We start from the raw sequence: 24,699 nt of genomic DNA, 5'->3' as shown, positions 1-24,699 counted from the left end.
CAGTCCAGGCGTCCTAACCACGGATCGTACACGTCAATGTGACTTTTTGCTCCGGTTCCAAACCGCTCTGGAAAGGGAACCTCAGCCGCAAAACAGCGTTGACAATCCAATTCCCGGCGCCTCGCAGGCCGGGCTGGGTGGCCGGGCAATGCGCGGTCCGCGAGAACGGAGAGCTATCGATATGAAACGCTTCGACCTGATCGACGGGATGCGTGGTTACTTCCTCGTCTTCATGCTGATCAACCATCTGGTGTTTGCCGGCGGCTTCTGGCTGGTGGAAATCAATCACCGGCAGTTTGCCTTTGTCGAGGATGCGCAGGGCTTCGTGTTCCTGTCCGGTCTGCTGATCGGCATGGTTTATGCGCGCAAGATGATGAAGTACGGTTACGATGCCGGCAAGCAGATGATCTGGAACCGGGCGATGGAGCTTTATCGTTATGCGATGGGCCTTGTGATCGCCGTGCTGTTCTTCCGCATGGTCATCCCCCATGCGCCTTACATCTGGTACAACTGGCTTGGCATGACGTCGTTTGACGATCCGCTGCGTCTCGCGGCGATTGCGACATTCCTCTTCCAGCCGACCTTCATGGATATTCTGCCGCAATATATCGTCTACATGCTGTTTGCGCCTGTTCTTGTTAAGCTCTGCCTTGATGGCAAGTGGGCCTATGTCATGGCCGGCTCCCTGCTGGTGTGGATGGCCGGTCAGCTTGGTCTGCAGCAGATCGTCACGACGCCGCTCAACGAACTCGTCAAGGGGGCCGACGAACAGGGCATCCGCGTCAGCTTCAACCTGCTCGGCTGGCAGCTGGTGTTTTATTCGGCACTGGTCATGGGCGCGATGACGGCGCAGAACCGCATTCCGTGGAAGAAGATTTTCTCGCCTGAGCATACCTGGCTGCCGAAGGCTGCCCTTCTGATCTGCCTGTTCTTCATGCCGCTGCGCATCGCAACGGCCTGGGGGCTGATGCCGGAATTCATGATGGGCAAGTTCTCGACCATGGAAATCCGTGCCGATTTCGGCCCGGTCTACCTCATCAACTTCCTTGCCGTTGGTGTCGGCCTGACCTGGCTGGTGATTGCCGGTCCGCAGCACCATCGCCCGATCGTGCGCTCCATCGCCGAAGGCGTGATCTGGGTGCTGTCGCTGAAGTTCCTGCAGTTGCTCGGCCGTCATTCGTTGCAGGTCTATGTCTGGCATGTTGCTATCGTCTATGCCGTCTATTATCTCGATGGCCGCACGGCAGAGCTGTCTCAGCTCAACAAGACCCTGATCGCTTTCACCGCTATCGGACTGTTGGCCTTGCCCGCTCTGTGGCGGGAGCGCGACAAGTGGTTTGGCACCAGTGGCCAGAAGACCGCAGGCGCATAAATACCTGCCGCGATCGGAATCTGAAGACTTTACGGGGCGGTTTTCCGCCCCGTACTTGCGTGTGCGGCCATTCCTTTCTATATGCACCCCTTAAATCCGCAGGCAGGCTGGCCCGAATGAAGGTCACGATCACGCGCGGCGGATGACCGACAGGCGGCGGGGCCTTTACCCCCGTTATGACTGACGATGGGAAAAAACGTGAATACGCTCGATTTTGACAAGAGGCCGGAAGATACCCGGATCGTTGTCGCCATGTCCGGTGGCGTCGATTCTTCCGTGGTGGCCGGTATCCTCAAGCGCGAGGGCTATGATGTCCTCGGCATTACGCTCCAGCTTTACGATCATGGCGCTGCCGTTCACCGCGCCGGCTCCTGTTGCGCCGGTCAGGATATCGATGATGCGCGCCGGGTCTGCGAAACGCTCGGCATTCCGCATTATGTGCTGGACTACGAAGCGCGGTTCCGCGAAACCGTCATCAACCCCTTTGCTGAAGCCTACGCGATGGGCGAAACGCCGATCCCCTGCGTCGCCTGCAACCAGACGGTAAAATTTGCCGATCTGCTCGCCACCGCGCAGGAACTGGGTGCCGATGCACTGGCGACCGGCCATTATATCCGCTCGCGCCCCAATCCTGTTTCCGGACAGCCGGGTCGGCGTGCGCTTTACCGCCCGATCGACAGCGATCGTGACCAGAGCTGGTTCCTGTTCGCGACCACCCAGGAACAGATCGATTACCTGCGGTTTCCGCTCGGCGGCCTCTCCAAGGCCGAAACGCGGGCGCTGGCGGAAGAGATGGGGCTTGTGGTGGCCAAGAAGGCTGACAGCCAGGACATCTGTTTCGTGCCGCAGGGCAAATATACCGATATCATCAACAAGCTGAAGCCGAATGCGGCTCTGGCGGGCGATATCGTGCATCTCGACGGCCGTGTGCTCGGCCGCCACGACGGTATCGTGCATTATACGATCGGCCAGCGCCGCGGCATCGGCGTCGCAACGGGAGAACCGCTTTACGTCGTGCATCTCGACGCACGAGGCCGTCGGGTCATTGTTGGCCCGCGTGAGGCGCTGGAAACCCGCCGCGTCTATCTGCGCGACATGAACTGGCTGGGTGATGGTGCGCTCGCGGCTGATGCCGGGCAGGGTTTTACCTGTTTCGCCAAGGTGCGCTCAACCCGCCCGCCGACGGAAGCGGTGCTGCATGCGGATGAAAATGGCATCTATGTGGATCTGATGACCGGTGAGGCCGGTGTTGCCCCCGGCCAGGCCTGCGTGCTTTATTCCGCGCCGGGTCCGGATGCCCGCGTTTACGGCGGCGGCTTCATCGACCGTTCGGAACGCTCAGTGGATGCCGAGGCATCGCTGAAGGCGCTTCTGGAAAAGCCGGTTGCCGCCTGAAACAATTCGCTTTTTGCAGCGATGCGGAAAGCGAATTTTTTGCGCATCTTGCGCTTGACACTTTGGGGAGCGGCACCTTATAAGCCGCTCATCCTGATGGAGCGAGCCAGTCACATGACTGTCACGTTTCCTCTGTGGCGGGGTAGCTCAGGTGGTTAGAGCAGCGGAATCATAATCCGCGTGTCGGGGGTTCAAGTCCCTCTCCCGCTACCATTTCTCACATAAATATACATCAAATCGACCGACAGCGTAGCGTTTGTGCGTCCCATCACAATGATGGCTGACGCGTATCTGCTGCACGGTATCTGAGGGCTGCCCAAAAAAAGGGAAACCCGCTCACTGTAAAATACAGCCAGCGGGTCTCAACCTTTACCCCCTCCCACAAGGGCGGCTGCACAAAAGCACGTAAAATAAAATATGGCAAGATCATGGCGAGTATATTCTTGCGATGATCGTCGCCTCTGGCTGATTTTAGATCAGAAGTTGAGCAGTGCCTGGGTCAGTTCTTTGAGGCCGCGGTGAAGACCGCCAGTTGGGCGTCAAACGCGCGCTTGAAAGCTGGACGGGCCTTGCCTCGCTCGACATAGGCCAAAAGGTTCCCGTAGTCTTTTAATATGCCTGACGATTCCAGTCGGCGTAAGACGCAGATCATCAGAATATCTGCAGCGCTGAAAGAGCCTTCGAGCCATTCCCGGTCGCCAAGCCATGCGGACAACTCGTCAAGGCGTTTCAGGAGCTGTTCCTTGGTTCGGGCGAGGCGGGCTTCGTGCCACGGCTCGTTGCGCTCAAAGAGCCAGACCGTAGTGAAGTTGAGGATGGATGGTTCGATCGTGTTCAATGCAGCGAACATCCAGGCAACGGTCCGGGCTCGTCGCAACTGGTCCTCCGGCAGCAGGCCACTATGATGTTGCGCGATATGCATCACGATCGCGCCCGACTCGAACAGAATGAGGTCGCCCTGCTCATAGGAGGGTATCTGGCCGAAAGGCTGATAAGCGAGGTGCGAGGCTTCCTTCATCGCTTCGAACGACAGGCGTCGGACATGATAGGGCTGGCCCACTTCCTCGAGCGCCCATCGCACCGGCATATCACGCGCGAGACCGCGGCCGCCATCGGGAGAGCGTTCAAAAACGGTGATCGTCGGGTTCGGCTTCATCTCTATAGAAGCGGGGACTGTTTCGATATTTGACATCCTGTGTCTCCATACGAGGTCCGTATTTCCAGGAGCAACCTCCGCCTTGCGGGGCGTTCAGTCAACGGTGCCGCTGCACAGGCAGTCAGTGTAAATATCGAGAGGGTGATGGAGAGTGGTCTTCGGCAGCATGGAATGAGAACGCCGATCGCTAACCGAACCACGACAAAAATCGCGGAGTTTGAATGACAATCGTCTAAATATCGATTTTCTTGGAGAAATTTGGAGCGGGCGAAGGGATTTGAACCCTCGACCCCAACCTTGGCAAGGTTGTGCTCTACCCCTGAGCTACACCCGCTCAAATCCACCGGTCCGGGGTAGTTCGCTGAACCGTGGGCCACCAAGCGGCGACGGGCGCTATATCGCTCAATCGATTTTGGAATGCAACAGAGAAATGACAAAAACGCGAAAATTTCTTTGAGAAATGCGACAAGCGGCGGAAATGATTGAGAATTTTTCACTTCGCCGGTTTTTCCTGCGTTGCCAAGCGCTGGCCGCCCCCTTAATCAGGAAAGAACGACAACGGAATCGGCGGAGGCGGGCGGCAGGATATGACGGAAAATTCCCGGAAGACGGCAACGGAGCTGTTCGAGTTTCTCGACGGTCTTGGCATTTCGCACACCACGAAACAGCACGAGCCAGTGTTCACCGTCGCAGAATCCCAGTCGCTGCGCGATCTCATTCCCGGCGGTCATACAAAGAACCTCTTTGTGAAGGACAAGAAGGACCAGTATTTTGTTCTGACCGTTGAGGAAAATGCCGTCGTGGACCTGAAAAGCGTCCACAAGACCATCGGTGCAGCAAGCCGCGTTTCTTTCGGCAGGCCGGAAAAAATGCTGGAATATCTGGGCGTCGTGCCGGGCTCCGTCACCGTGTTCGGGGCCATCAATGACACGGCCAGACAGGTCACTTTCGTGCTCGACAGCGATCTCCTGGAAAACGAACTGGTCAATGGCCATCCGCTTTCCAACGACCAGACGACAACGATCGCGTCCAAGGATCTTATTCGCTTTCTCGAGGCAACCGGACATGCACCGCTTGTCTTGAAAGTCAGCGAGTGAGATACGATCTTTGCTTCAACTGAGACATGCGACAGAGATTACGGGAGACCGGCATGAGCGACACGAATAACCCCTACGGCGGTTCTTATGGCGGGCAGATGACCGCAAGCGCGCATCATAATGGCGAGCTGAACGGCGCGGCCTCCGGCCACATCAAGGATACGACGACGGCGGGTTTTTCCAAGGACGTTCTCGAGGAATCGCGCCGCCAGCCGGTTCTGGTGGATTTCTGGGCGCCCTGGTGCGGCCCGTGCAAGCAACTGACGCCGGTGCTCGAAAAGGTCATCAACGAGGCGAATGGCCGCGTTAAGCTCGTGAAGATGAATATTGACGATCATCCGTCCATTCCCGGCCAGCTCGGCATCCAGTCCATTCCCGCCATCGTCGCTTTTGCCGATGGCCGGCCGGTGGATGGCTTTATGGGTGCCGTTCCGGAAAGCCAGATCAGGCAGTTCATCGACAAGATCGCCGGCCCGGATGCCGGTGATCCGAAAGCCGAGATCGAGGCTGCTCTCTCCGAGGCGAAGCAGCTTCTGGCCGATGGCGATTTTAATGGCGCGGCGCAGCTCTTCGGCGCCGTCATGCAGGCCGATCCGGAAAACCCCGCGGCGATTGCCGGTATCGCCGAATGCATGATCGCCGCCGGTCAATATGAGCGGGCCAGCGAATTGCTTTCCTCCCTTCCTGCCGAACTCAATGACGATGCGGGCATTCAGCTCGTCTCGAAAAAGATCGCGCAATATGAAGAAGCCCGTAAAATCGGTGATCCGGTCGCACTCGAGCGAGACCTCGCGCAAAATCCTGATCATCACGAGGCGCGGGTGAAGCTCGCCAAGGTGCTGAATGCGCAGGGGCGGCGTGATGAAGCGGCAGACCATCTGCTTTACGTCATGCGCAAGGACCGGACCTTCGATGATGACGGCGCGCGCCGCCAGCTTCTGGAGTTTTTCGAGTCCTGGGGTTTCAAGGATCCGGCAAGTATTGCCGGCCGCCGGAAGCTTTCGGCGATACTGTTTTCGTAATGCGGGCATATCCCGGCCCTGGCGGCTGAGCCGCCGGCCGGGCAGCAATGAACAGGGGGCTTGATCCCATGCATGTCGGAAATGCGAGATACGTGAAGAACGACGACCTGCCGAAAACCGTGCCGGTCTTTCCATTGCCGGGCGCACTGCTTCTGCCGGAAGGGCATCTTCCGCTGAATATTTTCGAGCCGCGATATCTCGCCATGATCGACACGGCGCTCGCGAGCCACCGTCTCATCGGTATGGTGCAGCCGGCCCTTCATGTCATCGAGGCGGGGATCGAAGGCGGGCCTTTGAGCGCCGTCGGTTGCCTCGGCCGCATCACTTCCTTTTCCGAGACGGGTGATGGCCGTTACGTCATCTCGCTCACCGGTGTCTGCCGCTTCCGCCTGCTGGAGGAGGTTGCCGGCAGCGAGCCCTATCGCAGCTTCCGGCATGCGCCGTTCATCGCTGATCTTTCCGGCGAATATGATGAAGAAGCGGTGGATCGCGAAAACCTGCTCAGGGTATTCCGCGCATTTCTGGATGCCAACCAGCTGGAGGCGGATTGGGAAAGCGTGGAAAGGGCGGGCAATCGTGTTCTCGTCAATTCCCTTTCGATGATGTCTCCTTTCGGTCCGGCCGAAAAACAGGCGCTGCTGGAAGCGCCCGACCTGAAGACGCGGGCGGAAACATTGATCGCCATCACCGAGATCGTTCTTGCCCAAGGCTCGGGCGAGGGCGGCACCGTGCTGCAATAGGACCTCCGCTATGGACGACAGGATGAGTAATGTCGATCCGAAGCTGCTGGAGCTTTTGGTCTGCCCTTTGACGAAGGGCAGGCTTTCCTATGATCGGACCCACAACGAGCTCATCTCCGAAAGCGCGAGGCTCGCCTATCCGATCCGTGACGGCGTGCCGATCATGCTGATTTCAGAAGCGCGCAAAATAGAAGAATAGTCTCCCTTCTTCCGCTCTCCACAGATTGTCATGTCGCGAATTGACGAAGATGCGTTGACAACCATGCGTGGATTTGACCAGAGTCCCGCCCGACATGTCTGTTGCGGGGAGAATACTGATGTCGTTGCGCGCTCTTGTCCGGGTCTCGTTGGTTGCGGTCTCTACCGCCTTCATTTTTCTTCCAGCCACGGCAGCAGAACCTTCGCGGAAGGTGGTAACCACCCAGAACGGCGATTATTTCGGCTTTGATCTCCGGACGGAGCAGAATGTCTCGCTGGAACAATGCGGCGAGATTTGTGTGGGCGACGCAGCCTGCAAGGCCTTCACCTACAATCCCAAGGTGAAATGGTGCTTTCTCAAATCCGATTTCAATCAGCTGAACGCCTTCCCCGGCGCTGTCGCCGGCAAGATCGTGGAAGTGGCGACGGAGGCCGATATCGGCGCACCGCAGCGCCTGTCCTTCGTCACTGACAGCCTGCAGCAGGAAGCGCGCCGGCTGAAATCCGGCCTTGCGGCAAATGACGGTGAGACCGGACAGGGTGTCGAAGCGCTGGTCGAAACGGCGCGGCAGCAAGTGGCTTCCGGCAATATTCCTGACGCGGTCGCGACCTACAAGGCGGCCCTTGCAATCACGCCTGAAGACGGTGCGCTCTGGGCGGAATTGTCGGAAAAGGCAGCGCAGGTCACCGACAATTATTCGATTGCCGGGCAGGCGGCGTCTGCCGCCATCAATGCCTATCAGCTGAGCCGCACGGTCAGCGCCCGCACCGAGGCCCTGAACCGGCTGGCAAAGGCTTTTGAGAGAACCCAAAATTATCGCGCGGCACTCAATGCCTATAAGGAGAGCCTCGCGCTCACCGACGATGCACAGACAAAAGCGGCCTATGCCGATCTACGCACCCGCCAGGGCTTCCGTGTCATCAACAACACGGTGGATACGGATAGTGTCAGCCCGCGCGCCTGCGTGCAGTTTTCCGAACCGCTGGTGAAGAACGGCGTCGATTATTCCTCCTTCATCACGCTCGATGGTGCCGCCCCCAAGGCCATTGAAGCGAAGGGCAGCGAGATATGTGTCGAAGGCCTGACCCATGGCCAGCGTTACAAGATTGCGTTTCGCGCCGGCCTGCCGTCTTCCGTGGAAGAGCCACTGGAAAAGCAGGTCAATCTCGATATTTACGTGCGCGACCGCGCCGCGACTGTGCGCTTCACGGGCGAGAATTTCGTTCTCCCGGGTACTGCTCGCCGTGGTATCCCGATCGTCTCTGTTAATGCCGACAAGGCCGATCTGAAGCTCTATCGCGTCGGCGACCGCAACATCACCTCACTTCTTTCCAACTCGCAGTTCCTGACGCAGATGGACGGCTATAATGCCGACCGTATCGAAAACGAGATCGGCGAACTCGTCTGGCAGGGTTCGATCGAGATCAAGCCCGACCTCAACAAGGATGTGGTGACGAGTTTTCCGGTGGATGAGGCCCTACCAGAGCGCAAACCCGGCATCTATGTGCTGACTGCCGTGCCTCCGGGCGTAGCACCTGAAACATGGGATTCGCGCGCCACGCAATGGTTCCTGGTCTCCGATACCGGCATTACGACCTATGCCGGCACCGACGGGCTCAACGTCTTTGTCCGTGCACTCGGCAGTGCCAAGCCGCTTGCGGATGTGGATTTGCAGCTGCTCGCCAAGAATAACGAGGTGCTGGGCACGGCAAAGACCGACGCGGATGGCCGCGCGGTGTTCTCGGCCGGCCTGATGCGCGGCACCGCTGCGCAGGCGCCTGCAATCCTGACCGCGCGCAATGGCGACAAGGATTACGTCTTCCTCGACATGACCCGCGCCGGCTTCGATCTTTCAGATCGTGGCGTGACGGGACGTGCGGCACCCGGTGCCATCGATGTGTTTAGCTGGACGGAACGCGGTATCTACCGTGCCGGCGAGACCGTACATGCCGCAGCGCTTGCCCGTGATGTCGATGGCAAGGCAATCGAGGATCTGCCGCTTACCTTCATCTTCTCGCGTCCCGATGGCGTGGAAGACCGGCGCTTCGTCAGCGACGGCAAGGCGCTCGGCGGCCATGCGGTCGATCTGCCGTTGCAGGCAAATGCCATGCGCGGCACCTGGACTCTGCGCATCCATACCGATCCGAAGACGGCTGCCATCAGCGAAAAGAGTTTCCTCGTAGACGATTTCGTGCCTGACCGCACCGAGTTCGACCTTTCGAGCAAGGCAAAACAGATCGATCCGGGCGCGGAAACGGCAATCGACGTCGATGGCCGTTATCTCTATGGCGCCCCGGCCGCCGGCTTGACGCTGGAAGGCGAGATCGCAATCAAACCGACGCGTACGACCACGGATTTCGAAGGTTATTTCTTCGGTCTGGCGGATGAGGAAAGCGAAGAGGAAAACCGCACGACGCTTGCCGATCTGCCGGTGCTGGACGAAGAAGGCAAAGCAAGTTTCAACGTTGATCTGACAGATCTGCCCTCCACCACCCAGCTTCTTTCCGCCAACATCACCGTGCGTATGCAAGAGGCGGGTGGACGTGCCGTCGAGCGCTCGTTGACGTTGCCCATCAAGGCGGAAGCACCTGTCATCGGCATCAAGCCGCAATTCTCCGGCGATCTCGCTCAGAATTCCGTTGGTCGTTTCCACATCATTGGCGTCAGCGCCGATGGCGCGAAGCAGGCGATGAACGGTCTCACCTGGAAGCTCATCAAGGTCGAGCGGAATTATCAATGGTATCGTCAGGGCAATTCCTGGCGTTACGAGCCGGTGGAATACACCAAGCAGCAGGAGACCGGCACCCTGTCCGTCGATGCCAATGGCGGCGAGATTTCCGTGCCCGTCACCTGGGGCCGTTACCGGCTGGAAGTGGAAGGTGCCGGCAATGGCGCGCCGGTTTCCAGCGTCGAATTTGATGCCGGTTTCTACGTCGAGGCAAGCTCGACGGAAACGCCGGATGCGCTGGAAATCGCGCTGGACAAACAGAGCTACAAGATTGGCGATACGGCCAAACTCAAGGTGTCCTCGCGTTTTGCCGGTGAGTTGATGGTGACATCAGGTTCGGAGAAGCTGATTTCCGTTCAGAATGCCGAGATCGGCGCGGATGGCGGCGAGATCGGTATTCCGGTCACCGAGGAATGGGGTGCAGGTGCTTACGTCACGGCGACGCTGTTCCGTCCGGGCGATGCGCAGGAAAGCCGCATGCCGATGCGCGCCATCGGCATCAAATGGCTTGCCGTCGATCCGGCCGAGCGCAAGCTTGCCGTCACCCTCGGCGCGCCACAGAAGACGCTGCCGCGCCAGCCGCTTGAAATTCCCATCACCGTTGCGGGCGCTGGCGTCGGCGAAAAAGCCTATGCCATCGTCGCGGCCGTGGATGTCGGCATATTGAACCTCACCCGCTACGAGCCGCCGAAGCCGGATGAATGGTATTTCGGCCAGCGCCGGCTGGGGCTCGAAATCCGCGACCTCTATGGCCGCCTGATCGACGGTTCGCTTGGCGCCACCGGCCGGTTGCGCACCGGCGGCGATGGCGCAGGGGCGGCCCTTCAGGGTAGCCCGCCCACCGAAAAGCTGGTGGCCTTCTTTGCCGGTCCGGTCGAACTCGATCGGGACGGCAAGGCGACAATCAGCTTTGATATTCCGCAGTTTAACGGCACGGCGCGCATCATGGCAGTGGCCTGGACGAAGACGGGTGTTGGTCACGCGGTCTCGGATGCCATCATCCGTGATCCCGTTGTGGTCATCGCCAGCGCGCCGAAATTCCTCGCACCCGGCGATGTCTCGCAATTGCGCCTCGATATCGCCAACACCGATGGCGAGGCCGGCGATTACCGGCTGGATGTGACAAGTAACACGGCCTTGACGGTCGATCAGGGCGAGATGTCGCAGACATTGGCGCTTCAAAAGGGCGGCAAGTCGTCGCTGACAGTGCCTCTGACGGGTGAACAGCCCGGCAATGGAGCGATCACCATCAAGGTCTCCAACGCATCTGGTGTCTCGCTGGAGCAGGTGCTGAATGTTCCGGTGCGCCCGGCCGTTCTGCCGGTCACGACGCGGCGCGAAATCAAAATTGCGCCCAATAGCAGTCTGACCATCAATGGCGATCTGTTGGCCGACAGCATGCTGCTGGGGTCTTCCGTCGCGGTCAACGTCACGCGCTCGCCGGCCTTCGATATTCCGGCGCTGGTGATGATGCTGGATAAATATCCTTACGGCTGCGCCGAACAGACGACGAGCCGGGCGTTGCCGCTGCTCTACGTCTCGGAACTGACCAAGGACAGCGGCATGGCCGAAGATCCTGATACTCGCAAGCGGGTGCAGGAAGCGATCTACCGCGTGCTGTCCTTCCAGTCGAGTTCGGGCAGCTTCGGCCTCTGGTCGCCGGGTTACGGCGATCTGTGGCTCGATGCCTATATCACCGACTTCCTGACCCGCGCCCGCGAACAGAGCTACGATGTTCCCGAAGCGGCCATGGTGCAGGCGCTGAACAACCTGCAAAACGGTCTTTCCTATGACAGCAATGTCAAGGATCGCGGCAACGAGATTGCCTATTCGCTTTATGTGCTGGCGCGCAACCGTAAGGCGGCCATCAACGATCTGCGTTATTATGCGGACACGGCGCTCGCCGATTTCCCGACGCCGCTTGCCAAGGCGCAGGTTGCCGCAGCCCTCTCTCTTTATGGTGATCAGGCCCGGTCGAAGAGCGTGTTTGGGGCTTCGCTCGACATGGCAAGCCGTGCCACCAACGTCAGCCTCGCGCGGGCAGATTATGGCTCTGCGCTGCGCGATGGTGCAGCGACGCTGGCGCTGGCGGCCGAAAGCCGCCCGGTTCCGGCCGTCGTGCCGCAGCTTGCCGGTGCCGTGGCGAAGGAATGGGAAAAGAAGCCCTATACCAGCACTCAGGAACAGGCTTGGATGCTGCTCGCCGCCCGCGCCGTCAAGGGCGAGGACAAGGATATCCGCCTCGATGTAAACGGCGATTTGCAGACCGGCGGTTTCGGCAAGCGAATGAGCGGTGACGAGTTGCTGGCCGCACCCTTGAAGATCGCCAATGCCTCGGCCGATCCGGTCACGGCTGTTGTCACCACAGTGGCACCACCGGCGCAGCCGCTTGCCGCCGGTGGCGAGGGCTTCACCATCACGCGCACCTATTATTCCATGGATGGCGAGGAGGTGAACCCAAGCGAGGTCACGCAGAACGAGCGTTACGTTGTGGTGCTGAATGTGGTGCCGCAGAATAACTGGCAGTCGCGCATTCTGGTGACGGATCTCTTGCCCTCCGGTTTCGAAATCGACAATCCGAGCCTCGTCAATTCCGCCGAACTGTCGAATTTCGACTGGTTGCCGGAAACGGAAGCCGCGCATACCGAATTCCGCTACGACCGTTTCGTCGCGGCCTTCGATCGCTCGGCCGGTGACAGTTCGGAGATCGCGCTCGCATATGTTGTCCGTGCTGTCACGCCGGGCACCTATGATCACCCGGCAGCCTCGGTTGAGGATATGTACCGGCCGCAATTTGCCGCCCGGACGGCAACCGGCCGCATGGAGGTGCGTTCGGCAACCCCATGAGGCGGAAAAAGGCTGTCATCGCCGGCATCATGACGGCCGCGTTGCTTATCGGCGGCGCGGCCTTCGGTCTTGACGCGCTGGACAAGGCCTATCCGCCGCCGCTGGAGGCTGCGCGAGAGCGATCCTTCGAGGTGCTGGACCGCGATGGAAAACTGTTGCGCGCCTTCGCGACACCGGATGGCCGCTGGCGGCTGAAAACCACGGCTGCGGAGGTCGATCCGCAATTCCTGCGCATGCTGGTCGCTTATGAGGATCAGCGCTTTTACGATCACCACGGCGTTGACCCCTGGGCATTGCTGCGCTCCGCCTGGCAACTGGCCAGCAACGGCCGGATCGTCTCCGGCGCCTCGACGTTGTCCATGCAGGTGGCGCGGCTGATCGAGCCGCGCGCCGACCGATCTTTCTCGGCCAAATTCCTGCAGGCTGCGCGCGCGCTCCAGATCGAGAGACGGCTGGATAAGGCCGAGATTCTCGACCTTTATCTGAATATCGCCCCCTATGGCGGCAATCTCGAAGGCGTCAGAGCCGCAAGCCTCGCCTGGTTCGGCAAGGAACCGGGCCGGCTTGATACGGCGGAGGCAGCCCTTATGGTAGCGCTACCGCAATTGCCGGAAAAACGGCGCCCGGACCGTTTTCCGGAGGCGGCGAAGCAGGCACGCGAGCGAGTACTGCAACGGCTTGCCGTGGAGCGCGTGGTGGGTGAAGGAGAGGCGGAGCGGGCGGCATTGGCTGCGGTGCCTGTCAACCGGCGAGACTTGCCGTCCTATGCGCCACATATGGCGGTTGCCGCCCGCGCGAAATTTCAAAATGCCGGAGAGGTGCGTTCGACACTGAGATTGCCGATCCAGCGGGAACTGGAAGGTGTCGCGCGCCATGCGGCGGAAAAGCTTGGTGACAAGGTTTCCGTCGCCATCGTCATGGCTGATGCGCAGACCGGCGATATCCTCGCGGAGGTCGGTTCGGCGGATTATCTCGATACGGCACGGCGCGGTTTCGTGGAGATGAGCCGGGCGGTGCGCTCGCCGGGCTCCACCCTCAAGCCATTCATCTATGGCCTTGCCTTCGAAGATGGTCTTGTCGGGCAGGAAACCATCATCGAGGATCGTCCGGCTGATTTTTCCGGTTACCGGCCACGCAATTTCGACATGCATTATCAGGGTGATGTCAGTATCCGCCAGGCACTGCAACTGTCCCTCAACGTGCCTGCGGTCAAGCTGCTTGATGCCGTCAGCCCCTCGGCGCTGATGGTGCGGTTCCGGCGGGCGGGCGTAAAACTGGTGCTTCCGGCCAATGAGGCACCTGGGCTTGCCATTGCGCTCGGCGGTGCCGGCATTTCCCTGGTTGATCTGGTGCAGCTTTATGCCGGGCTTGCCGGCAGCGGGGATCCCATGCGGCTGGGTGATGGTGTCCGCACTGTCCCCGAACGACTGGAGGGTGATCGGCTGTTTTCCCATGCCGCGATCTGGAACGTCACCGACATACTCTCCGGTGTCCTTCCGCCGCTCGGCATGAAACAGCGCGGCATCGCCTACAAAACCGGCACCAGCTATGGTTATCGCGACGCCTGGTCGGTGGGCTATGACGGGCGGCATGTTATCGGCATCTGGGTCGGCCGCGCCGATAATGGTGCGGTGCCGGGCATTGCCGGTTATGCGACGGCTGCTCCCATCCTGTTCGAGGCTTTCGCAAAATCCGGCGTGGCCGTGACGCCGATGCCTGGCCCACCCTCCGGTGTAGCGCGCGTTGCCGTAACCGACCTTCCCGCCAACCAGCGGCGCTTTACCACGACTGCAAACGGCCTGCTTTCGGCCTCAAGACGGGAAAGCGCCCCACGCATCGTCTACCCGCCGGAGGGCGCGCGGGTGGAACTTTCCAGCCAGTCCGGCATTTCGCCGCTGGTGCTGAAGCTGCAGGGCGGGCGCGCGCCTTTCCGCTGGCTCGCCAACGGCTTGCCTTTGCCGGATGCCTCTCATCGCCGCAATAGCGAATGGCGACCGGAGGGGCAGGGGTTTTCGACGCTCACGGTGATTGACGCCGATGGCCGTGCCTCGAGTGTGCGGATTTTTGTCGAGTAAGGTCTGCCACCGAAACGCCAATGCTTGGCTGACGGATACGCTGGAAAACAGGAACCAGTTCGGCATACCACCTGCTTGGAAGAAAACGATGAGGCCCGGCTAGTCTATCTCCCGTTCTGCCGAAGTCAGGACGTGACGACGATGATGGGACCAATCTTGTATGTCTGGATGTTGAGGGCCGTGCGCAGGAAATTCAGCGCGCTTTCTGTATCGGTCACGAAAAGTGTGCCGCTGACGACCCGCCGTGCGGTCGCTTCGTTTCCTATGACAATGCGCCCGTGAAAATGCCGCTGTATTTCCTCGATCACGTAGGAGAGGGGCATGTTGTCCACGGTAAGCTGGCCCCGGCGCCAAGCCAGCGCCGTGTTGGCATCCGTTTTCCGGATCGTGCTTTTCCCTGTCTCGTTCAAGTGAAGCACTTCTTCGCCTTCCCCGACTTTCACCGGAAGGGCTCCCGGCTCCTTGAAATCGACGCGCACGGAATGTTCCGTCACGGCAATGCGTGTGTCCGTGGCGCTCTGGCGCACATCGAAGGCCGTGCCGAGAGCTGTGACCAGGGTGTCGTCCGCGCTGACGGAGAAAGGCCGCTTCGCATCCGGGCTTACCTGAAAGAATGCCTGCCCTCGCAGGAGCCGGACGGTCCGTCGCTCGCTGGTGAAATCGAGCGCGATTGCAGATGACGCGTTCAATTGAACCCGGGAGCCATCCTCCAGTGTCACTTCAGGCATCTCATCGGTGTCGGACATGATATCCGCACTCATGCGCATCGGGCCATCCAGAGCAATAAACAGTGTTCCGGCGGCGGCGATCGCGACGACCGAGGAGATGATCGCGTTGCGGCCGCGCGATGAGGATGAAACCGGCGCTTCACGAAGCCCGGCATCAGACCTTATCGCAGTTCTCGCTTCACCGAGAATGCGCTTCGCCGCCGTGTAGGCCCGACAGTTCTCCGGATCCAGTTCCATCCAGCGACGAAACTCCGCCAACTCCGTTTCGGGCTGGTCCGGGTCGCGGTTGCGAAACACCCAGTCGGCTGCCTCTCTGTTTCGTTTGCGCTGATCACGCGTCAGACGTCTACGTTGCACGGAACGCTCCAATTATGCTCTTCCATGTGTAGACGAATGAGCTGTGTTGATTAGGATGTTTACTCCATTTCAAAAAGCCGGTCGAGGCAATGGCTGAGCGCGCGCCGGAGGTGCCGGTCGACCATATTGCGTGAAATTTTAAGCTTGGACGCGATCTGGTCCGGCGAAAGATGATGAAGCCTGTGCAGGACGAAGGCCGTGCGCCGTTTTTCTGGCAGGTCGGCGATTGCCTGTTTCAGCACCGTCAGCCGCGCCTCGACAGCCAATCCCTGATCGGGTGCGTTATCCGCCGCAAACACTGCCCTGGCATCTTCATCCGAACCGGAAAAAAGTCTGGATTCTAACTGCTCCCGTCTGATCCGGTCGATCCGCATATTCGAAGCGGCGCGGCACAGGAACGCCTTTATGGATCGTTTGCCGGACAGCGCATCGGGCTGCAAGGCGAGTTTGACGTAGAGATCGTGCACGATTTCCCGCGCGGCCCCGTCTGAGCGACTGCGTCCCCCCACGGCCTTGATGATGTCGCCGTAATGCTCGACGATCGCCCTGTTCAACAGGTCGGTTCCGTCATTTTCATTGAGGCTGGCCGTCGACGTCCGCATTGCTTTCCTGAACCTCCGCAATCTGCAAGGTGTGACAACTGAAGGCGGACACAGAGCACAAACCGGGTGCTCTCCTTAAGGTTTGTCCGAAGCAGGTCATCAGCCGGCATCGAAGTTCTCATCTTCATCGCCGGTGGGCCAATTTCTAGTCACGGGTAAAAAGCGATGCAAGTGCAATGATTTAAGGTCGGAGCCGTAAAAAATCTCCTTGACGTTTAAAAGAGGACAATTTTTATCATGTTTATGTTTGGATTCATTGCATCTTTTGGCCTGCGGGCGAATGCGCGCAAAGGCGGGAGATAAAACTATCTTTTACGAAAAACCCAGGGAATGTTGCGTGGCAGCCACAGGTCACTTGCCTTGGGTCTGTGATGGAATGGGCACGCACATCGGTGTTCCCGAAATCGGATCCGGCATGATGACGGCGTTGACGCCAAAGACATCAAGGACATTTTTCGCCGTGATGACGGCACCTGGGGCGCCAGCGTCGAATATCCTGCCGTCCCTGACAAGAACGATTTCGTCGGCGTAACGGGCCGCCTGGTTGAGATCGTGGAGGACCGCGACGATGGTGCGGCCCTGATCATGCACAAGCTGCCTGATGAGATCGAGTATTTCAATCTGGTGGGCGAGATCGAGGAAAGTCGTCGGTTCATCCAGAAGAAGGATGTCCGTTTCCTGGGCCAGCGTCATCGCGATCCAGGCGCGCTGCCGCTGGCCGCCGGAGAGAGCCTCTACCGGACGGTCCGAAAGCGATGTCATATCGGTCAGGTCGAGAGCATAGGTGCACGCATCTTCGTCACGGCTGGACCAGCGCTCGAACAGTCTGCGATGGGGATAACGCCCTTGCCGGACCAGTTCGGTGACCGACAATCCCTCTGGAGCCTGCGGCCCCTGCGTGAGGACGCCGATGTGTTTTGCTCGTTCCCGCGATGGAATTTTCCGCGTCGATGCGCCGTCCAGAAATATCTCGCCTTTCATGGGGCTGAGAAGTCCGGCGAGTGCACGCAATATCGTGGATTTGCCGCATCCGTTTTTTCCGACGAGAACCGTGAAATGCCCGGATGGAATTTTCAGGTTCAGGTCTTCGACAATGACGGCGCCGTTATATCCAAGGGACAGATTGCGTGTCGCGAGGCGATAAGCTTCATGCATGCCGGCGGCCCTTCAGAAGATAGGCAAAAAACGGAGCCCCCAGCAGGGCTGTTACGATGCCGGCCGGCAGCTGCGCCGGTGCGATGACCGTGCGGCCGATAATATCGGCGACCAACAGCAAAAGGCTGCCTGTCAGAGCGGCAACCGGAATGAGGGCCCGATGGGCAGGGCCAACGATTCGCCGCGCAACATGCGGGGCGATGAGGCCAACAAACCCCACCAGTCCCACCATCGCGACGGTGGCGCCCGATATCAGCGTACAGAGCAATATCAGGAATGCACGCACGAGATTGACCTTCTGTCCAAGTCCGGTCGCCACATCGTCACCGAAACGGATGAGGTCCAGCTGCCGGCAGGAGAACCAGGTGAGAGCCAGCGGAACGGAAAGCCAGAGCAGAAGGCTTTTGACCTTGGTCCAGTCAGCGCCGTAGACGCTGCCCGAAAGCCAGATCATTGCCCGCTGCACATCCATGACATTGCCAAATGCGGTCAGAAAGCTGGTTCCCGCGCCGGCCATGGCGCTGAGGCCTATACCGACGAGGATGATCCGAAGAGAGGACGTGCCACGTTTCCAGGCGAGCGCGTAGACGGTCGCCGCCATTGTGACGGCCCCCGCAAAGCCCGCCCAAGGCAGGATGGTTGGCGAAACATCTGCAAAAAGGATGATAACCACGCTTGCGACGAGCGCCGCCCCTGCATTGATACCCAGAACGCCGGGCTCTGCCAGCGGATTGCGCATGACGGTCTGCGAGATTGTACCCGCAACGGCAAGGCCTGTGCCGGCGAGCAGAGCCAGCATTGCTCGTGAAAGCCGGAATTCGATAACGATCATGTGCAGATCGGCCGGCGCACTGCCGACGAGTGCATTGGCGACATCACGCCAGGCAATCGACTGGTCACCCCAGATCATGGCGGCAATGACGGCCAGAAGGTTGAGAATGATCAGAACAGTTATTGCGCGTGTCACGGCCTGCCTGCCCCCGCGCGATAACGCGCCAGCCAAAGGAAAAATGGCGCTCCGATCAGGGCCATCGTGACGCCGACAGGAAAACTCTGGTTGGCGAGGATGATCCGTCCGGCGAGATCGGCGATAACAACCATGATCGCACCGATGACGGCGCTGAAGGGAATGATCCACCGGTAATCCACGCTGATGGCGAGGCGAACGATATGCGGCACAACGAGGCCGACGAAGCCGACAGGCCCGACAAGTGCAACGGCGCTGCCGGAGAGGAGAATGACGATCACGACCGACAGGCTGCGCCAAAGGGCTGGGTTCTGGCCGAGCGCCGTGGCGACATCCGTGCCAAGGCTGAGTGTCGTCAGATGACGGGCGAGCAGCAGTGAGCCGAGCAAGCCTGCAAGCCAATATGGCACGACGGCGAAGACGTGTTCCATCGTCCGGCCGCTTAAGGAACCGACGGTCCACAAGCGCACGGCATCGAGTGTCGTCTGGTCGAAGATCAGAATTGCCGTGGTCAGGGATGTGAGGAATGTCGCGACCACGGCTCCGGCCAGCACCATGATCAGCGGGGTCGCGCCCACACGGCCGATAGAACCGATGAAGAAAACGCAGAACGCAGCGAAAGCCGCGCCGCCAAAGGCATACCAGACCAGCGCGTCGCCCGAAACGCCCGTGATCGACAGGCTGGCGACGACTGCAAAAGCCGCGCCGGCATTGATGCCGAGGAGCCCCGGCGAAGCCAGAGGGTTTTTTGTCACGGCTTGCATGATTGCGCCTGAAACGGCCAGGCCCGCACCCGCGATCATGGCCGCCGCGACGCGGGGCAAGCGTAGCAACGTCACGACGAGATGGTCACGCGAGCCGTCAAAGCGGAAGATTGCAGAGAGCACGGTCGACGGTGAAAGGGGCGCCGGGCCAGCCATTATTGCCAGCATTGCGGAAACCAGCAGGCCAGCGATGGCGAGCAGAAGCAGGACCGAGCAGAAAAATTCCGCCGGGCGAGGATGTATCGGTCTTTCCGCCTTCGATAGTCCGCGAAACGATGTCACGGCTTGCCCAGCAGATATTGCTCGATGTCATCGAGAACTTTGTTGGCGGAGCCGATGCCGTTGAAGCTCATCCATGTTTCGCGCTTTACCCGGTGGGCGTTCCCGGATGCGACTGCCGGCAACATTTGCCAGAAGGGGTTGCTGGTCGTGCGGTCGGCAAGCGCATCGTCCATGGTCGTATCGTATCTGCCGGCAACGACGTAAAGCAGGATGTCCCCGTCGAGGAGGGCGAGGTCCTCCCATTCGGGCCGTTTGAAGACCGTGTTGTCGTTAGTCGTTTCGTAGGTGCTGCGTTTTACGCCGGCGTCACGAAGAACCGCATAGGGCGCATAGGCGGCCGGACCGTCGAGATAGACATGAAAACCGCTGGGTGTCACCCGCAATACCGATACCGTATGGGAAGCAGTCTTCTCTCTGATGGCGGAAACACGTTTTTCGTAACCGGCCAGCATCTGCGCGGCCTCATCACTTTTTCCCGAAAGGAGCGCCAATGTGCGGAAATGGTCTTTCCAGCTCTTTGCATCGATGAGCGCGGTCGGCGCAATCTTGGCGAAGTTCTGGTAGGACTGGCCGTGCAGGGCTGCGTCCCCGACAATCAGGTCCGGCTTCAGGGCCACTATGCGCTCGAGACTGGGCTGCCGGGCCTCGCCAATATCGGAGACCGTCGCCTTGTCGGCCTTCTCCTTCAGTTCATGGTCCTGAACGGACATAAGCGGTGCGCCGACCAAAGGCAGGCCGAGTTCAAGCGCCATTCCCAGATTATAGAAGGGATCGAGCACGACGATCCTGCGGGGCGTGTCCGGCACGCAGATCGGTGCGCCATATACGCCTGTCGTGAGGGAACGGCCCGAACATTGCGCCGAGGCGCCGGAGGCAAAAAGTCCCATCAGCAAGATGAGAAACGACCGCAGGATCATTCATTACTCCAGAAATGGAAGCCTGCGCGGCATGGAGCCGCGCAGGAAATGGATCAGAATTTGACCTTCATGTTCAGACCGACGCTGCGGCGCTCGCCGAGCGTGGCGGCAATATCATTGTCGTTGTAGACAAAATATTTCTCGTCCAGCAGGTTCTGCGCGAAGGCGTTGATTTCCCACCTTTCGGTCTTGTAGCCCGCCTGCAGGTTCACGATCCAACGGCTCTTGAGATAGTCGTGCGGCAGGCTGCCAAGACGGGCCAGGTAGCTCGAGGTATATTTGGCGTCGGCGCCGACATAGACACCGTTATCGAAGGTGTAGCGGGCACCGAGACCCAGCGACCACTTCGGCGCTTCCGGGAATGGCAGGCCGGACAGATTGCCAAGGTTCAAATCGTTGAAGTCCTTGAATTCGGTATGGACGTAGCCGAGCGATGCGAAGGTTTCGAGGTTGTCAGTGACCTTGAACGACGGCTCGAACTCGAAGCCCCATGCTTCCGAAGACGCGGCGTTGATGATGCGCCGGCTCAGCAGATCCGTTGGATCGAACTGCATCAAAACCTGCTGGTCCGAGTATTTCGTGAGGAAAACGTTTGAATTGATGGTCAGGCGTTCGTCCATGAACGAACCTTTGTAGAAAATCTCGTAGGTCGATGCCTCTTCGGGTTTGTAGTTATAGGCTGTACGCTGATACGCATCGTAACTCGCGCCACCCGTCCGGAAGCCCTGGGAATAGGTAATCCCCACCGTCTGTGTATCCGTCAGCTCTTTCGAAAGGCCGATTTTGGGCACGAAATTGACCTCACTGAAGGAGGCGGCATAGTCCGTCACCACGGTCGTCCTGCCTCCAAGAGGCTGGGTGCGCACCAGATTTTGGGTTATATCCTGATCCGTATAGTCCAGCCGGCCGCCGACGGTGATTTTCCATGTCGGAACGAACTCGTATGTCGCCTCTCCGAACAGGGCGGCATTGAACGATTTCTGCGTATTGTGCTGAACCTGGTTACGCTTGACAGTAGCGGTCAGCGGAATGGTACGATCGTAGAAATTCTTCTCATCTTCATAAGAAAAATAGACGCCGCCGACCCAGTCCCACTTCTCACCTTCGTAGTTGAGACGCACTTCCTGAGAGGCGATCCATTCCTTGTAGTAGCCGTGATAGGTATCAATTTCGCCCGGAGTTCCATAATTGACCGAGAGACGATCGGCATCGGAATAGCTGAAGGCCGAAAGTGACGTCAGCTTCAGCTCGTCTGAAAAGTCATGCGTTACCTCCAGTCCGACGTTATGGACGTCAGTCGGGCGATATTCGATGTAGACCGGAAGCTGATAGTCGCCGCGTTTCTCATCGAAGCTGAAGGGGATGGAGCCTTTGGGGCCGCCAATATCGCGAACGGCGGGGTTGTCATGTGAAAACGAGTAGCTGAGAAGCGCGCGCGTCTCCGGCATTTCCGCCGGTTCAAACAGAACCTTGCCCCGGACCTGGTAATAAAAGTCGTGTGTGAACTCGTTATAGTTCTCATAACGCTCGAAGGTGGGGTAATTGATATCGTTCTTGCTACGCTGAATCTCGCCAGACATGCGAATGGCGATCTGATCGTCCACCAGCGGCGTATTGAACATGAAACCGGTACCGTAGAGATTGCCGGTGGCGATTGTGGTCGAAAGCTCCGCTTCCTTTTCGAAGGTGGGATCCTTGGTCTTTATATAAATCGCACCGGCCATGGCAGCGCGCCCCGACAGGGTGGACTGCGGGCCGCGATAGACCTCGACCTGCTCGACGTCAAACAGCCCGCGTGCCCCGCGACGCGCGCCACGCACCGTTTGCTGAACGCCGTCAATGTAAAGTGTGGCAAGAGGCGCGCCACCGGGAACAAGGCCCTCGGAGCTGACGCCACGAATGATGAAACCGGCATCCGCCCAGTCGCCATCCATGACGTTCGCCATGCGGCGGAAGCTGTCGCGGAAACTCCTTATCTGTCCGTCGGAGATCTGTTCCGCGTTGACGATACCGATGCTCGAGGATGTGCTGGCAAGTGTCGTGGCGTTGCGTGAGCCGTAAATCGTGATGGCCTGCAGCTGGGTTGTACCGTCGGCAGCGACGGCTGCGGCATTGGCAGGTGCCGCCGCAAGGCTGAGGGCGATCTGGTTTTGGCCGGCAAACCGCGACTGGACACCAGTTCCTGCAAGCACCGCGGCGAGCGCCTGAGAGGGTGTGAGATTGCCGCTGGCGCCGCGAGACGTTTTGCCATTGGCAATGGATCCGTCAAAGAGAATCTGCAGGCCGGTTTGCGTGGCAAGCTGATTGAGCGCGGAGGTCAGCGGCCCGGCAGCAATGGAAATCTGCCGAGGCGCGGTGCTGGCCTGAGCGACGGTCTGGGCTGTGGCCGGCACATTCAACGCCAGAGCAGAAACCGAAGTTGTGAGCAGCAGCGCTACCCATCCCGCCAGTCCGGTTCTAGCCGTTCTGCCGTTAATTCCCTTGCATTCCATTGAAGCCCCCGCTCCCGCGCACTTGATAAGCGTTTCAGACAAAAGGCGGCAATATCCGCCCACTCATGCTGAAGACGATCAAAGGCGGCGCTATGGGACTCCCGAGTAAAAAAAATTATTGAAAATAATAATCTTATTTTAGGCAAAAATGGGCGCGCATTTCCTGGAGAAGAATGTTGTCACGCTCTTCATTTGACTTCAGGACGCAGGTGGGGCACTTTTCCGCACCCTCTACGGTATAATACCTGCAGCATCCACCGCGCGCGCGAAACGTGTAGGTGAAGGGTTCTTTTAAGGCGCTGTCATGCAGGGTGAGGTCGAAATAACCCAGCTGGCGGTTGTTCAGCGGCGATCCCTGTACCTTGACGATCGCCATGGCCGAGGCCATCGCATCGGTAAGACAGCCGAAACGTCTTCCGACATCGAGAAATCTGCCGGCTATCGCGTCTCCCACCAGCCGCCATTGCGCATTTTTCGAAAACCCGGTCCTTGTTGCCAATGCTTCCACCAGCGGATGGAAATGTTGCTCAACGCCGATGCGGAACCTTTCACAAAGGCCCGCATGGTCCGTGACCGTCGAAAACGGCCCGGCATCCCGATCCGTAAAGATCTGCGGCGACAACAGCCGGACGTGTGCCCGCCGCACCGTCATCGGTTCCCCGTCATGCTCGCCATGATGGGTATAGAACTGCAATGAAACGGCTTCGGGCGACATATCCGGCACCACGCCGCGGCCCACCAGCAGCGGAACCGTGGCCATGAAAAAAATGTAGCAATAGTCGCTCATCAGGAATGCGGCGCGGCTCTTGAGATCGACGCCGGGATCGAAGGATCCCTCATAGTCCAGGAATTCTTCCAGCGCCGAGGGGCTGGAGAACAGCGCGGCGGACGTTGTCCAGCCGGCAAGCATCGGGCCGGCGCTGCAAGGCACCTCCGGCCACATGGACTGCTGGAGGGCAGTCGCTTCCGTCAGACTATCGGCGGCGGAGACGCCGGCTGTCTCATGATCTCTCATTGTCTGCCGCATCCATCAGTTTGGCGTCGCAAATCAGGCTCATGCAGTTCTGGTTGAAACAGCGCAAGCCTGCACCTGATCGGTTTGCCATAATTGGCCCAGTTTTCCAATGAAGTGTGCGAAGGCCTGTGGCGGGAGCATATGCGACCCTTCGATCCCATGCATCGTGATGTCTTGTCCGATACAGTTTTCCCATGCACCTGCCGCCTTCCAGCTGACGAGATGGTCGGCATCGGCAACGAAGACATGGACTGGGAATGTAACCGGCAGATGCGGGGGGGTGAATTCATAGGTTTCGCAAATGCGAAAATCATTGCGCAGAACCGGCTCGAACAGGGCCATGGCCTCCCTGTCGCGCAATATTTCATCCGGCGTGCCGCCGATCTCGACCAGCGATTGTTGAAAATCCTCGCTCGTCATGCTGTGGATAGGCTCACGTCCTTCAAGGACGCGATCGGGCGCGTTGGAGCCGAGAATGTAGAAGGCGTCGGGGAGCGGCAGGCGCCGGAGTGACAGGTGCCGTAACAGCTCATAGGCCACAACTGCACCCATGGAATAACCGAACAGGGCATAAGGAGCCTGCAGCAGCCCGATGATTTCGTTTGTGACGTGGTCGGCAAGGCTCTGGATATCGCGCGGCAGCGGCTTGGTGAAATGCGCCTCGCGACCCGGCAAGGCGACCGGTACGACGTCAAAGATGCTCTCAGAATTCTGTACCCATGACCGGAACAGGCTCGGGCCGGCGCCAGCCGGCGGAAGGCAGATCAACCGGGGACGAAGTGTCATCGG

At 59.4% G+C, this 24,699-nt stretch carries 18 protein-coding genes and 2 tRNA genes; 9 read left to right on the top strand and 11 right to left on the bottom strand.

Features of this window, described 5'->3' with window-relative positions; translation table 11 throughout:
- Window positions 1-181 precede the first annotated feature (181 nt).
- From ATU_RS17190 to ATU_RS17180, 3 genes are all read left to right on the top strand, one after another.
- Window positions 182-1,372 carry an OpgC family protein gene (locus ATU_RS17190; RefSeq protein WP_010973266.1) on the top strand — a complete coding sequence of 397 codons (1,191 nt, stop codon included), beginning with the start codon at window positions 182-184 and terminating at the stop codon, window positions 1,370-1,372.
- 198 nt (window positions 1,373-1,570) lie between these two features.
- Window positions 1,571-2,767, top strand: a complete 1,197-nt coding sequence (gene mnmA / locus ATU_RS17185) for a tRNA 2-thiouridine(34) synthase MnmA (protein WP_035258161.1) — start codon at window positions 1,571-1,573, stop codon at window positions 2,765-2,767.
- A 136-nt stretch (window positions 2,768-2,903) separates the two neighbouring features.
- Window positions 2,904-2,980, top strand: a tRNA-Met gene (locus ATU_RS17180).
- Window positions 2,981-3,266: 286 nt separating this feature from the next.
- On the opposite strand, the gene ATU_RS17175 is transcribed toward ATU_RS17180, so the two are convergent.
- Window positions 3,267-3,959, bottom strand: coding sequence for a glutathione S-transferase family protein (locus ATU_RS17175; RefSeq protein ID WP_010973264.1), 693 nt, complete (start codon window positions 3,957-3,959; stop codon window positions 3,267-3,269).
- A gap of 223 nt (window positions 3,960-4,182) precedes the next feature.
- Window positions 4,183-4,257, bottom strand: a tRNA-Gly gene (locus ATU_RS17170).
- Between the two features lie 253 nt (window positions 4,258-4,510).
- On the opposite strand from ATU_RS17170, the gene ATU_RS17165 reads away from it, so the two are divergent.
- From ATU_RS17165 to pbpC, 6 genes are all read left to right on the top strand, one after another.
- Window positions 4,511-5,020, top strand: a complete 510-nt coding sequence (locus ATU_RS17165) for a prolyl-tRNA synthetase associated domain-containing protein (RefSeq protein WP_010973263.1) — start codon at window positions 4,511-4,513, stop codon at window positions 5,018-5,020.
- Window positions 5,021-5,073: 53 nt separating this feature from the next.
- Window positions 5,074-6,042 carry a thioredoxin gene (gene trxA, locus ATU_RS17160; protein ID WP_006310301.1) on the top strand — a complete coding sequence of 323 codons (969 nt, stop codon included), beginning with the start codon at window positions 5,074-5,076 and terminating at the stop codon, window positions 6,040-6,042.
- 68 nt (window positions 6,043-6,110) lie between these two features.
- Window positions 6,111-6,782, top strand: coding sequence for an LON peptidase substrate-binding domain-containing protein (locus ATU_RS17155; protein WP_035258166.1), 672 nt, complete (start codon window positions 6,111-6,113; stop codon window positions 6,780-6,782).
- Window positions 6,783-6,792: 10 nt separating this feature from the next.
- Window positions 6,793-6,981, top strand: coding sequence for a Trm112 family protein (locus tag ATU_RS17150; RefSeq protein WP_010973261.1), 189 nt, complete (start codon window positions 6,793-6,795; stop codon window positions 6,979-6,981).
- Between the two features lie 118 nt (window positions 6,982-7,099).
- Window positions 7,100-12,556 carry an alpha-2-macroglobulin family protein gene (locus ATU_RS17145; protein WP_010973260.1) on the top strand — a complete coding sequence of 1,819 codons (5,457 nt, stop codon included), beginning with the start codon at window positions 7,100-7,102 and terminating at the stop codon, window positions 12,554-12,556.
- Entirely contained in the window at window positions 12,553-14,631 is a 2,079-nt protein-coding gene (gene pbpC, locus ATU_RS17140; RefSeq protein WP_035258169.1) for a penicillin-binding protein 1C, read from the top strand. The genes ATU_RS17145 and pbpC overlap by 4 nt, the downstream gene beginning before the upstream one ends.
- Window positions 14,632-14,756: 125 nt before the next feature.
- On the opposite strand, the gene ATU_RS17135 is transcribed toward pbpC, so the two are convergent.
- From ATU_RS17135 to ATU_RS17095, 9 genes are all read right to left on the bottom strand, one after another.
- Window positions 14,757-15,728 carry a FecR family protein gene (locus ATU_RS17135; protein ID WP_010973258.1) on the bottom strand — a complete coding sequence of 324 codons (972 nt, stop codon included), beginning with the start codon at window positions 15,726-15,728 and terminating at the stop codon, window positions 14,757-14,759.
- A gap of 47 nt (window positions 15,729-15,775) precedes the next feature.
- Window positions 15,776-16,318 carry an RNA polymerase sigma factor gene (locus ATU_RS17130; RefSeq protein WP_010973257.1) on the bottom strand — a complete coding sequence of 181 codons (543 nt, stop codon included), beginning with the start codon at window positions 16,316-16,318 and terminating at the stop codon, window positions 15,776-15,778.
- A 351-nt stretch (window positions 16,319-16,669) separates the two neighbouring features.
- On the bottom strand, window positions 16,670-17,473 hold the full coding sequence (locus tag ATU_RS17125) for an ABC transporter ATP-binding protein (protein ID WP_010973256.1): 804 nt from the start codon (window positions 17,471-17,473) through the stop codon (window positions 16,670-16,672).
- Complete coding sequence (locus ATU_RS17120) at window positions 17,466-18,440, bottom strand: FecCD family ABC transporter permease (RefSeq protein ID WP_010973255.1); 975 nt, start codon at window positions 18,438-18,440, stop codon at window positions 17,466-17,468. Before ATU_RS17120 ends, ATU_RS17125 begins: the two co-directional genes overlap by 8 nt.
- On the bottom strand, window positions 18,437-19,486 hold the full coding sequence (locus ATU_RS17115) for a FecCD family ABC transporter permease (RefSeq protein WP_010973254.1): 1,050 nt from the start codon (window positions 19,484-19,486) through the stop codon (window positions 18,437-18,439). Before ATU_RS17115 ends, ATU_RS17120 begins: the two co-directional genes overlap by 4 nt.
- Entirely contained in the window at window positions 19,483-20,403 is a 921-nt protein-coding gene (locus ATU_RS17110) for an iron-siderophore ABC transporter substrate-binding protein (RefSeq protein ID WP_010973253.1), read from the bottom strand. The genes ATU_RS17115 and ATU_RS17110 overlap by 4 nt, the downstream gene beginning before the upstream one ends.
- A 53-nt stretch (window positions 20,404-20,456) precedes the next feature.
- Window positions 20,457-22,895: a TonB-dependent receptor gene (locus ATU_RS17105; RefSeq protein ID WP_010973252.1), complete on the bottom strand. Its 2,439-nt coding sequence runs from the start codon at window positions 22,893-22,895 to the stop codon at window positions 20,457-20,459.
- A 133-nt stretch (window positions 22,896-23,028) separates the two neighbouring features.
- Entirely contained in the window at window positions 23,029-23,910 is an 882-nt protein-coding gene (locus ATU_RS17100; protein ID WP_162180344.1) for a ferric iron reductase, read from the bottom strand.
- A gap of 39 nt (window positions 23,911-23,949) precedes the next feature.
- Entirely contained in the window at window positions 23,950-24,696 is a 747-nt protein-coding gene (locus ATU_RS17095) for a thioesterase II family protein (RefSeq protein WP_010973250.1), read from the bottom strand.
- Window positions 24,697-24,699 lie beyond the last annotated feature (3 nt).

The sequence above is a fragment of the Agrobacterium fabrum str. C58 genome (assembly GCF_000092025.1).
Taxonomy (GTDB): Bacteria; Pseudomonadota; Alphaproteobacteria; order Rhizobiales; family Rhizobiaceae; genus Agrobacterium; species Agrobacterium fabrum.
The sequence above is the reverse complement of the archived record's forward strand: the minus strand, read 5'-3'. Positions and strand labels throughout refer to the sequence as shown.

Excerpts from the sequence above, each read along its gene's own strand:
- ATU_RS17150 (WP_010973261.1), top strand. The coding sequence starts at position 6,793 with ATGGACGACAGGATGAGTAATGTCGATCCGAAGCTGCTGGAGCTTTTG.
- ATU_RS17175 (WP_010973264.1), bottom strand. The coding sequence starts at position 3,959 with ATGTCAAATATCGAAACAGTCCCCGCTTCTATAGAGATGAAGCCGAAC.
- ATU_RS17190 (WP_010973266.1), top strand. The coding sequence starts at position 182 with ATGAAACGCTTCGACCTGATCGACGGGATGCGTGGTTACTTCCTCGTC.
- ATU_RS17155 (WP_035258166.1), top strand. The coding sequence starts at position 6,111 with ATGCATGTCGGAAATGCGAGATACGTGAAGAACGACGACCTGCCGAAA.
- ATU_RS17165 (WP_010973263.1), top strand. The coding sequence starts at position 4,511 with ATGACGGAAAATTCCCGGAAGACGGCAACGGAGCTGTTCGAGTTTCTC.
- trxA (WP_006310301.1), top strand. The coding sequence starts at position 5,074 with ATGAGCGACACGAATAACCCCTACGGCGGTTCTTATGGCGGGCAGATG.
- ATU_RS17100 (WP_162180344.1), bottom strand. The coding sequence starts at position 23,910 with ATGAGAGATCATGAGACAGCCGGCGTCTCCGCCGCCGATAGTCTGACG.
- ATU_RS17105 (WP_010973252.1), bottom strand. The coding sequence starts at position 22,895 with ATGGAATGCAAGGGAATTAACGGCAGAACGGCTAGAACCGGACTGGCG.
- pbpC (WP_035258169.1), top strand. The coding sequence starts at position 12,553 with ATGAGGCGGAAAAAGGCTGTCATCGCCGGCATCATGACGGCCGCGTTG.
- ATU_RS17095 (WP_010973250.1), bottom strand. The coding sequence starts at position 24,696 with ATGACACTTCGTCCCCGGTTGATCTGCCTTCCGCCGGCTGGCGCCGGC.
- ATU_RS17145 (WP_010973260.1), top strand. The coding sequence starts at position 7,100 with ATGTCGTTGCGCGCTCTTGTCCGGGTCTCGTTGGTTGCGGTCTCTACC.
- ATU_RS17130 (WP_010973257.1), bottom strand. The coding sequence starts at position 16,318 with ATGCGGACGTCGACGGCCAGCCTCAATGAAAATGACGGAACCGACCTG.
- ATU_RS17125 (WP_010973256.1), bottom strand. The coding sequence starts at position 17,473 with ATGCATGAAGCTTATCGCCTCGCGACACGCAATCTGTCCCTTGGATAT.
- ATU_RS17110 (WP_010973253.1), bottom strand. The coding sequence starts at position 20,403 with ATGATCCTGCGGTCGTTTCTCATCTTGCTGATGGGACTTTTTGCCTCC.